Origin of the sequence: Cyanobium sp. LEGE 06143 (assembly GCF_015207535.1) — a bacterium.
Classification (GTDB): Bacteria; Cyanobacteriota; Cyanobacteriia; order PCC-6307; family Cyanobiaceae; genus NIES-981.
The window spans coordinates 1-9,114 of record NZ_JADEWP010000102.1 but is presented as its reverse complement, the minus strand read 5'-3'; the positions used below and the strand labels follow the sequence as shown (position 1 = coordinate 9,114).

Here is a 9,114-nt window from a genome sequence, read left to right as displayed (position 1 = left end):
GTCCACCCCCCGGTGCCCGAAACCCCCCGGCACCACCACCGCATCCATGCCGGCGAGCAGGGTGGCCGCGCCGAGCTCCTCGATCTGCTCAGCGCAGATCCAGTGCAGATCCAGGGAGGCATCGCACTCCAGGCAGGCGTGACGCAGGGCCTCCACGACCGAGAGGTAGGCGTCGTTGAGCTGCACGTATTTGCCCACCAGGGCCACCTTCACGGCGGGGCCCGGATGGCGCAGCTTGGTCACCAGCTCCTGCCAGCGGGCCATGTCGCTGTCGTGGTCTGACAGGCCGAGCACATCGAGCACCTCACGGCAGAGGCCCTCCTGCTCCATCGCCAGCGGCACAGCGTAGATGCTGTCGGCATCGAGGGCCTGGATCACCGCCCGCTCCGGCACGCCGCAGAAGCCGCCGATCTTGGCCTTGAGGTCGGGGCTGATGGCGCGGTCGCTGCGGCACACCAGCAGATCGGGCTGGATGCCGATCGAGCGCAGCTCCTTCACCGAGTGCTGGGTGGGCTTGGTCTTGAGTTCGCCCGAGGTGCCGATGTAGGGCAGCAGCGTGACATGCACGTAGGCCATGTCCTGGCGCCCCACGTCGCCCCGGAACTCGCGGATGGCCTCCAGGAAGGGCAGGGATTCGATGTCGCCCACGGTGCCGCCGATCTCACCGATCACCACGTCGGCGCCGCTGTTGGCCGCCACCCGGTGGATGCGCTCGCGGATCTCGCGGGTGATGTGGGGGATCACCTGCACCGTGCCGCCGTTGTAGTCGCCGCGGCGTTCCTTGTTGATCACCGCCTGGTAGATGGAGCCGGTGGTCACGCTGTTGAGGCGTGACATGGCCGTGTCGGTGAAGCGTTCGTAGTGGCCGAGGTCGAGGTCGGTCTCGGCGCCGTCCTCGGTGACGAACACTTCACCGTGCTGGTAGGGGCTCATCGTGCCCGGATCCACGTTGAGGTAGGGATCGAGCTTCAGGATCGACACGCTGTAGCCGCGGCTCTTGAGCAGCCGACCCAGGCTGGCCGCCACGATGCCCTTGCCGATGCTCGACACCACACCGCCCGTCACGAACACGAACTTGGGTGCGTGTCGGGCTGGGTTGGGGGACGGGGGCATGGGGCACCTGACTGACCACCCAATCTACCGAGGCCGTTCCGTTCACCCAGCACCGACCGGCCGGGTTCCGGCGGTCCGATGCCGCACCGGCAGGATCAGTCTTCCAGCAGGCTGCGCAGCATCCAGGCGGTCTTCTCGTGGATCTGCAGCCGCTGGGTGAGGAGGTCGGCGGTGGGCTGGTCGTTGGCCCCATCGGCGATCACGAACACGTCACGGATGGTGCGGGCCACGGCTTCATGGCCTTGCACCAGCTCGCTCACCATGGAGAGGGCGGCGGGTATGCCGTTGCTCTCGGGGATGGAGGAGAGGCCGCCGTAGGTGGAGGCGCCGAAGGGGGCGGGCAGGCCGAGAGCGCGGATGCGCTCGGCGATCACGTCGAGGGCGTTCCAGAGCTCGGTGTACTGCTCCATGAACATCAGGTGCAGGGTGTTGAACATCGGCCCGGTGACGTTCCAGTGGAAGCCATGGGTCTTGGCGTAGAGCACGGTGGTGTCGGCAAGCACGCGACCGAGGCCCTCGGCGATCTCAAGGCGCTGGGCCTCGGGAATGCCGATGTCGATGCGGGGGGAGGTGGCAACCATGGCTGCTTAAGCGAAGTAACTCCGTTTTAGCCCATCGGTGAGCGGAGTGCTCCCAGCTCAGGGGCCGCCGTCGAGGCTGCCGAGGTAGTCGCGCACGCGGCAGCGGTTCTGGGGCTGGCGCAGCTTCAGCAGGGCCCGCGACTCGATCTGCCGCACCCGTTCGCGCGAGAGCTGCAGTTGCTCGCCGATCTCGGCCAGGGTGCGAGGGGTGTCGTCCTCGAGCCCGAAGCGCTGGCGGATCACCGTGGCCTCGCGGCCGCTCAGCTGCTCCAGCAACGCTTCCAGATCGGCGTGCAGCTGCTGGCGGGTGAGGGCCTGCTCCGGGGTGGCGTGGCCGTCTTCCAGCAGATCCACCAGGGGCGTGTCGGCCTGGCCGCCCACCCGACCCTCGAGAGACACGGGCCGCGGGATGTGGGTGAGGGTGCTGCGCAGCCGCGCCACATCGAGGCCCACGGCGTCCGCCAGCTCCTGAAGGCTGGGGGGGCGGCCCAGCTCCAGGGTGAGCTGGTGCTGGCTGGTGCGGATCCTGTTGAGGCTCTCGGTGATGTGCACCGGCAGCCGGATCGTGCGGCCCTGGCTGGCCAGGGCCCGGGTGATGCCCTGGCGGATCCACCAGTAGGCGTAGGTGCTGAAGCGGAAGCCCCGGCGGGGATCGAAGCGCTCCACGGCCCGCTCCAGCCCGAGGGTGCCCTCCTGGATCAGATCCAGCAGCTCCAGGCCCCGGCGCTGGTACTTCTTGGCCACGGCCACCACCAGCCGCAGGTTGGCCTGGAGCATGCGCTGCTTGGCGCGGCTGCCGCGGCGCAGGGCCTGGCGCAGAGCGGCGGGGCTGAGCCCGCAGCGCTCGGCCCAGCCCTCCAGGGCACCGTCGCCCTTGTGGCCCAGGAGCTGCTCGTGCTGCTGCACCTGGCGGGCCAGCAGGATTTCCTCCTCCTGGCACAGCAGGCTGACGCGGCCGATCTCCTGCAGGTAGAGCCGGATCGGGTCGGTGGTGGCCTTGGCTTGGGTCAAGGACGGCGCTCGGATCCCCATCACCGTTGTCATGGGGGCGGGCTGGCTGCAGGATTCGGCTGCTTTGCTTCCGATTTGCGGCCAATTTGCGGCCGATTTGCGGCGGATCCGCTGCCCCGCAGCCCGGATCAGCCCGCCGCCAGCTGGATCAGCCCGCCGCCTCGGCCTCCTCCTCCACCCAGGTGCTGGCCACGTGCAGCTCCTGCAGCTGCTGGCCGGCCACCCCGGCGGGTGCCTGGGTCATCAGGCAGCGGGCCTGCTGGGTTTTCGGGAAGGCGATGGTGTCGCGGATCGACTCCTCCCCCGCCAGCAGCATCACGATGCGGTCGATGCCGTAGGCCAGGCCTCCGTGGGGCGGGGCGCCCAGGTCGAGGGCCTCCATCAGGAAGCCGAACTGGCGCTCGGCCTCCTCCAGAGGCAGGCCGATCGTCTGCAGCACCTGGCGCTGCAGGGCCGAATCGTGGATGCGCAGGGAGCCGCCGCCCAGCTCCAGGCCATTGAGCACCAGGTCGTAGGCCTGGGCGCGGGCGCCGGGCAGGGTGGTGGCCCAGGCGGCGGGGTCGTCGCCAAGGTCGGCGCTGTTGGGGGCGCAGAAGGGATGGTGCAGGGCTTCGAGGCGGTTCTCGCCGGCGTTGAACTCGAACATCGGGAAATCCACCACCCAGAGGAAGTTCCAGCTGCTGTTGTCCCGCTCGGCCGGCACCAGCTCCAGCTCGCGGGCCAGGAACTGGCGCACGCGATCGAGGGCCTTGTTCACCGTGGCCGTGTCGCCGGCGCCGAACAGGATGAGGCTGCCGGGGTCCGCACCGGTGCGCCGCAGCAGCTCGGCCTTCTTGTCCTCGCTGAGGTTGTCCTTGATGGCGCCGATGGAGTCGATCTCGCCGCCGTCGCGCACGCGAATGAAGGCCAGGCCGCCGGCGCCGGCCTTCTGGGCTTCGCTGAACACATCGCCGCCCGGCTTGATGCGCACGTTGCTGATGGCGTCATTGCCGCCGGGCACGGCGATGCACTTCACGGCGCCGCCAGCGGCCACGGCGCCGGAGAACACCTTGAAGCCCATGTCGGCCACCAGATCGCTCACGTTGGTGAGCTCCATGCCGTAGCGGGTGTCGGGCCGGTCGGTGCCGTAGCGCTCCATGGCCTCGTGCCAGCTGAGGCGCGGGAAGGGCCGGGGCAGCTCGACGCCCTTGACGGCCTGCCAGATGGCGCTGATCAGGGCCTCGTTGAGCTCCAGGATCTGCTCCTGGCCCATGAAGCTCATCTCGATGTCCAGCTGGGTGAATTCCGGCTGGCGGTCGGCGCGCAGGTCTTCGTCGCGGAAGCAGCGGGCCACCTGGTAGTAGCGCTCGATGCCGCCCACCATCAGCAGCTGCTTGAACAGCTGGGGCGACTGGGGCAGGGCGAACCACTCGCCGCCGCACACCCGCGACGGCACCAGGTAGTCGCGGGCCCCTTCCGGGGTGGAGCGGGTGAGCACCGGCGTTTCCACCTCAATGAAGCCCTGCTCCTCCAGGAAGCGGCGGGCGGCCTGGATCGTGCGGGCGCGCAGGCGCAGGTTGCCGTTCATGCGCTCGCGGCGCAGATCCAGATAGCGGTGGCGCAGGCGCAGCTCCTCGCGGGTGTTCTCCTCGTCGTGCACCGACACGGGGAAGGGCAGGTTGGCCTTGACGCTGTTCAGCACGGTGATGGCGCCTGCCAGCACCTCCACCGCGCCGGTGGCCAGCTTGGTGTTGACCGATTCCGGCGGCCGCTGCCGCACCCGGCCGCTCACCTGGATCACGGTCTCGTTGCGCAGGTGCTCGGCCGCGGCGAAGGCCTCAGCCCCCTGGTCGGGGTCCACCGTGATCTGCACCGTGCCGCTGCGGTCGCGCAGGTCGATGAAGATCACACCGCCGTGGTCGCGGCGCCGGTCCACCCAGCCGCAGAGCTGCACCTCCTGGCCGCTGACGTTCTGGAGCAGGTCGCCGCACCCGTGGCTGCGCATGCCGAAGATCCCTGAGCAATCGGCGATTTTCCCATCCGGTGGGGCTGCCCCTAGTCTGCAGCAGCCGGGGCCGCCCGGATGGGGCAGCATGCAGGCGGCTCGCTGCGTTGCTGCTCCATGCACTTTTCCGGTTCGCTGGATGCGCTCAAGGCCCACGTGGCTGCCCTGGAACTCCCTGGCCACTGGAGCCAAGAGGGGGTGTTTGAGGTGTTTCGGCTCGAGGCCGGCGAGATGATCAACTTCTGGCCTGGCTCCGGCGAACTGCAGGTGAAGGGCCACCCCGAGCGCTCCGCCGCTCTGCTGGCCCAGCTCACCGCCCAGTTCGGCAGCGGCGCCTAGCGCCGGTAGAAGGGCCGCTTCACCACCAGGGCCGGTTCGGCCTTGCCGCGGATCTCCACGGCCAGCTCGGTGCCGGGGCGGGCGGCATCCGTGGGCACGTAGGCCAGGGCGATCGCTTCGCCCAGGCTGGGCGACCAGGTGCCGCTGGTGACCTCCCCCACCGGCTCGCCATCCCGCAGCACCGGGTAGCCGTGGCGGGCGATGGCACGGCCCTGCAGCTTCAGGCCCACCAGGCGGCGGCTCACCCCGGCGGCACTCTGGCGCTCCAGCGCCTCGCGGCCCACGAAGGGTTTCGGCATCTCCAGGTGCACGAGCCAGCCCAGGCCGGCCTCCAGGGGGCTGGTGGCGCTGTCCATCTCCTGGCCGTAGAGGTGCATGGCGGCCTCCAGCCGCAGGGTGTCGCGGGCGCCGAGGCCACAGGGGGTGACGCCGCTCTCGACCAGCTGCTGCCAGAGGGCCGGGCCGACCTCGCCGGGCACCAGCAGCTCGAAGCCGTCTTCGCCGGTGTAGCCGGTGCGGCCCACGAAGGCGGTGCAGCCCGCCAGGGTCAGTTCCCGGTGGCCGAAGCGGGGCAGGCTGTCCAGGCTGGTGCCGCTCAGGGCCTCCAGGCGCGCCTGGGCCTCCGGGCCCTGCAGGGCCAGCAGCACGCCGTCGCCCTTGCGGTCGGTGATGCTGATGCCCTGGGGTTCGAGCTGGCTGCGGATCCAGGCGGTGTCCTCAGCGGCGCAGGCGGCGTTGATCACCAGCATCAATTCATCGCAGGTCTCAGCGGCGGCGTCAGCCTGGCGACCCCGGTCGTAGACGATCAGGTCGTCGCGGATGCCGCCGGTCTGGTTGAGCAGCACCGTGTAGCAGGCCTCGCCGGGACCGATGCGGAACAGGTCGGTGGGCACGAGGCCCTGCAGGGCATCCTTGGCGCCGTCACCGCGCAGGGTGAGCACCCCCATGTGGGAAATGTCGAACACTCCGCAGTGCTGCCGCACCGCCTGGTGTTCGGCCACCAGGCCCGAGAACTGCACGGGCATCTCCCAGCCGGCGAAGGGCACCAGCCGCCCCCCCGCAGCCTGAATCAAGGCGTGAAGAGGGGTGCGCAGCAGGTCCACCAGGAGCACAGCGGGGCCTTGAGGTTATGGCCGCACTCCAGCAGCCTGGCTGTGGCGCTGCCCAGCTCCGAAGACAATCCGGAGATTCGGGTTCCAACCCGGCCTTCCAGGCCCAATCTCCCTACTTTAGGTCCCTCAAGAAACGTTGCTTGATGGGTCATCGCCCCAGCTGCCGCAGTTGCCGCCATTGCGCCTCCTCTCCGGGAGCCGCTGCGGGCTGGTGCCATCTGAGGCGTCTGGCGATCCATTCCGCTCACTCCTCCGAGCTGTGGTGCCATCACTGGACGGCCCGGCCACCGCGGCTGCCCCTCGGCGACCCTCAGGATCCACAAGCCGATTCGGACGCCGGGGTTGCCTCGCCCGGCCAGACCCTGGCCGCTGTGACAGGCCAGACTCAGCCTGGCCGCAGCGAAGGCGTCCTCGCCAGGACGGATGAGTCAGTTGCTGATCACTCCGTGTTCGGCGGGCCATCGATGTTCGGCGGCAGCCAGCAGCTGAGCCTGGAGGCGTTGCTGCCACACTATTGAACGAAATCGAAAGATCGTTCGGCAGAGCACATCTGGCTGTCTTCGACACCCCTTGATGTCAGGGAGACGATCAAAATAGGTTGATTCACTCTGCTACCCGCTGGCCACGCCGTTGATCGCTACCGCTCCTCAAACCGCCCCGATTGCCCTGATGGCGGCCCATGCCGACTGTGAGGTGGTGACCCTGCCCACGGGAGCCAAGGTCTACGGCGCCGGGGCGCCGGCCGATTCCATCTATGGCGTGCGCCGCGGCATCGTGGAGGTGCAGGGCCCATCCGGGGAGCGGCTCAGCTACAGGCCGGGGGAGATGTTCAGCTACCAGGACATCGTGTGGGGCGACGGTATCCACCGCAGTGACGCCCTGGCCCGCACGCCGGTGGAAATCCTGCGGCTGGACCGCCTGGGCTTCCTCAACCTGCTGCACAACCACCCCACCCTGGCGGTGCAGCTGATCGGCCAGCAGCACCAGCGCCTGCGCGAGCAGCGCACCAGCGGCACCTGCTGCTACTGAGCACCCAGCAGCAGCAGCAGGCTGCGGGTCACCTTGGCGGCGAGCACGCTGCTGACGCCGCTGGGGTCGAGCTGGGGGGCCAGTTCCACCACGTCGGCGCCCACCAGCTTGTGCTGGCGCAGCTCCTCCACCAGAGCGGCGAAATCGGGCCAGTGGAAGCCACCCGGTTCGGGGGTGCCGGTGCCGGCCATCACCGCCGGATCAAACCAGTCGAGGTCCACGGTGAGGTAGAGGGGCCGGCCGCGCAGGGGGCGCAGGGCCTCGGCCATCCGCTCGATCGCCACCAGCCGGCCGCTGCTGCTGAGCTCCCCGAACTCTTCCCGCGTGCCGCTGCGGATGGCGATCTGCAGCAGCTGGCCGCTGGGCAGCACCTCCAGGCAGCGGCGCATGGCGCAGGCATGGCTGTGGCGGGCGCCCAGCCACTCCTGGCGCAGGTCGGCGTGGGCATCGAGCTGCACCAGGGCCAGCTCTGGATGCCGCTGGGCCACGGCCGCCACGGCGCCCGAGCTGATCGAGTGCTCACCGCCCAGCATCAGGGGTTTGAGCCCCAGCTCGAGCACGGCTTGCGTGGCCCGGCGCACGGCGGCCACCACCGGCTCGGGGTTGCCGAAGGGAATCTCCACCGCCCCCAGATCGGCGAAGGCGAGATCTTCCAGATCCAGGTGAAGCTGGGGGCAATAGGTTTCGAGGCCGCTGCTCACCTCCCGGATCGCCGCCGGCCCGGAGCGGGTGCCGGGGCGGAACGAGGTGGTGCCGTCGTAGGGCACCCCGAACAGGCCGACGCGGCAGCCGGCTGGATCGCGGCGGCTGGCCATGTAGATGGCGCCGTCGGTGTCAAACAGGGAGAGGGAGGCCATGGCGGTGGGATTCAGGCGTTGAGGGCCCGCTCGATCGCCGCTGGCACCGCCTCGAAGGCGCCGCGCTGCCAGCGGGGGCTCCAGATCTCACAGCCATCGACCACGGCAGCGGCACGGGCGGGATCCGGCTGCAGATAGCGACGGCCGTCGATGGCGGCAAAGGTCCAGCTCCACCAGCCGCTCGGGTACATCGGCACCCAGCCATAGAGGGGATCGGCATGGCCGAACACCTGGCGCAGCACCTGCACCATCTCCAGGTGCACCGCACGGAAGGCCTCCGGCGATTCGCTCTGGGTGGCGAACACGCCCCCGGGCCTGAGGATGCGGCGGCAGTGCTGGAAGAAGGCGCGGTTGAACAGCCCCTCGGCCGGGCCGGCGGGGTCGGAGCCATCCACGATCACCACGTCGTAGCTGGCGTCCGGGGCGGCTGCGGCCCAGGCGATGCCATCGCCCACCGTGAGCTGGAAGCGGGGGTCATCCCAGCAGCCACCGCCGAGGCTGGGCAGGTGCTCGCGGCTCCAGGCCACCACCTGGCCATCGATCTCCACCAGGTCGAGCTGGCCCACGCCGGGGTGGCGCAGGCACTCGCGGGCGGTGCCGCCGTCGCCGCCGCCGATCACCAGCACCCGTTCGAGGTTGTTGGCTCCGCAGAGGGCCGGATGCACCAGGGCTTCGTGGTAGTGCCGTTCCTGGCGCTCGGCCGTCATCCAGCAGCCATCGAGCAGCAGGCCCTTGCCGTAGCGCTCGCTCTCGATGATCGTGATGCGCTGGAAGGGCGAATCGGTTTCGGCGATCACCCGGCCGGCCAGGCCATAGCGCACACCGTCGTAGACCTCATCGATCCAGCCGGGGGAGGGGGCCATGGGGGCAGGGCGTGCTGCGGAAAGCTGATCCGTACGCTTGCACAGCGCGCTTCCAGGCTCGTGGCAGGCTCAGACCATGGCCAGCGACCTGCCCGGCGGTGATCTGCGCGTGACGCCGGCAGTGCTGATTCCGGCGGCGGAGCTGCGCTGGCGCTTCTCGCGCTCCTCGGGCCCGGGGGGGCAGAACGTGAACACCACCGATTCGCGGGTGGAGCTGGTGTTCGA

The 9,114-nt window shown here is 69.8% G+C and carries 10 protein-coding genes; 3 read left to right on the top strand and 7 right to left on the bottom strand.

All coding sequences use genetic code 11. The features are described 5' to 3' along the window. The 4 genes from IQ216_RS08425 to aspS all read right to left on the bottom strand — a co-directional run. Window positions 1–1,113 (bottom strand): CTP synthase (locus IQ216_RS08425; RefSeq protein ID WP_193815132.1); only part of this gene is annotated, 1,113 nt, incomplete at its 3' end. Window positions 1,114–1,208: 95 nt separating this feature from the next. Then, a complete protein-coding gene (locus IQ216_RS08420) occupies window positions 1,209–1,694 on the bottom strand; it encodes a Dps family protein (protein ID WP_186697716.1) in 486 nt (161 codons plus the stop codon). Window positions 1,695–1,751: 57 nt separating this feature from the next. After that, complete coding sequence (locus IQ216_RS08415) at window positions 1,752–2,738, bottom strand: RNA polymerase sigma factor, RpoD/SigA family (protein ID WP_193815131.1); 987 nt, start codon at window positions 2,736–2,738, stop codon at window positions 1,752–1,754. Between the two features lie 115 nt (window positions 2,739–2,853). Then, window positions 2,854–4,689 carry an aspartate--tRNA ligase gene (gene aspS / locus IQ216_RS08410; protein ID WP_193815130.1) on the bottom strand — a complete coding sequence of 612 codons (1,836 nt, stop codon included), beginning with the start codon at window positions 4,687–4,689 and terminating at the stop codon, window positions 2,854–2,856. 117 nt (window positions 4,690–4,806) lie between these two features. Here aspS and IQ216_RS08405 point away from each other — a divergent pair, with 117 nt between their 5' ends. Continuing rightward, entirely contained in the window at window positions 4,807–5,028 is a 222-nt protein-coding gene (locus tag IQ216_RS08405; protein WP_193815129.1) for a hypothetical protein, read from the top strand. On the opposite strand, the gene gcvT is transcribed toward IQ216_RS08405, so the two are convergent. Continuing rightward, window positions 5,025–6,131 (bottom strand): glycine cleavage system aminomethyltransferase GcvT, encoded by a 1,107-nt coding sequence (gene gcvT / locus IQ216_RS08400; protein ID WP_193815128.1) that lies wholly within the window; start codon window positions 6,129–6,131, stop codon window positions 5,025–5,027. The two genes, IQ216_RS08405 and gcvT, sit on opposite strands and share 4 nt — an antisense overlap. 639 nt (window positions 6,132–6,770) lie before the next feature. On the opposite strand from gcvT, the gene IQ216_RS08395 reads away from it, so the two are divergent. Further along, window positions 6,771–7,169, top strand: coding sequence for a cyclic nucleotide-binding domain-containing protein (locus IQ216_RS08395; protein WP_225875697.1), 399 nt, complete (start codon window positions 6,771–6,773; stop codon window positions 7,167–7,169). On the opposite strand, the gene speB is transcribed toward IQ216_RS08395, so the two are convergent. Then, window positions 7,163–8,026 carry an agmatinase gene (speB, locus tag IQ216_RS08390; protein ID WP_193815127.1) on the bottom strand — a complete coding sequence of 288 codons (864 nt, stop codon included), beginning with the start codon at window positions 8,024–8,026 and terminating at the stop codon, window positions 7,163–7,165. The two genes, IQ216_RS08395 and speB, sit on opposite strands and share 7 nt — an antisense overlap. Before the next feature lie 11 nt (window positions 8,027–8,037). Then, complete coding sequence (speE, locus tag IQ216_RS08385) at window positions 8,038–8,889, bottom strand: polyamine aminopropyltransferase (protein ID WP_193815126.1); 852 nt, start codon at window positions 8,887–8,889, stop codon at window positions 8,038–8,040. 76 nt (window positions 8,890–8,965) lie between these two features. On the opposite strand from speE, the gene IQ216_RS08380 reads away from it, so the two are divergent. Further along, on the top strand, window positions 8,966–9,114 hold a 149-nt coding region (locus IQ216_RS08380), incomplete at its 3' end, for a peptide chain release factor-like protein (RefSeq protein ID WP_304523973.1).

What these genes read in the sequence shown, in the direction of transcription:
- speB (WP_193815127.1), bottom strand. Translation starts at nt 8,026, where the DNA reads ATGGCCTCCCTCTCCCTGTTTGACACCGACGGCGCCATCTACATGGCC.
- IQ216_RS08415 (WP_193815131.1), bottom strand. Translation starts at nt 2,738, where the DNA reads ATGACAACGGTGATGGGGATCCGAGCGCCGTCCTTGACCCAAGCCAAG.
- aspS (WP_193815130.1), bottom strand. Translation starts at nt 4,689, where the DNA reads ATGCGCAGCCACGGGTGCGGCGACCTGCTCCAGAACGTCAGCGGCCAG.
- IQ216_RS08420 (WP_186697716.1), bottom strand. Translation starts at nt 1,694, where the DNA reads ATGGTTGCCACCTCCCCCCGCATCGACATCGGCATTCCCGAGGCCCAG.
- IQ216_RS08405 (WP_193815129.1), top strand. Translation starts at nt 4,807, where the DNA reads ATGCACTTTTCCGGTTCGCTGGATGCGCTCAAGGCCCACGTGGCTGCC.
- speE (WP_193815126.1), bottom strand. Translation starts at nt 8,889, where the DNA reads ATGGCCCCCTCCCCCGGCTGGATCGATGAGGTCTACGACGGTGTGCGC.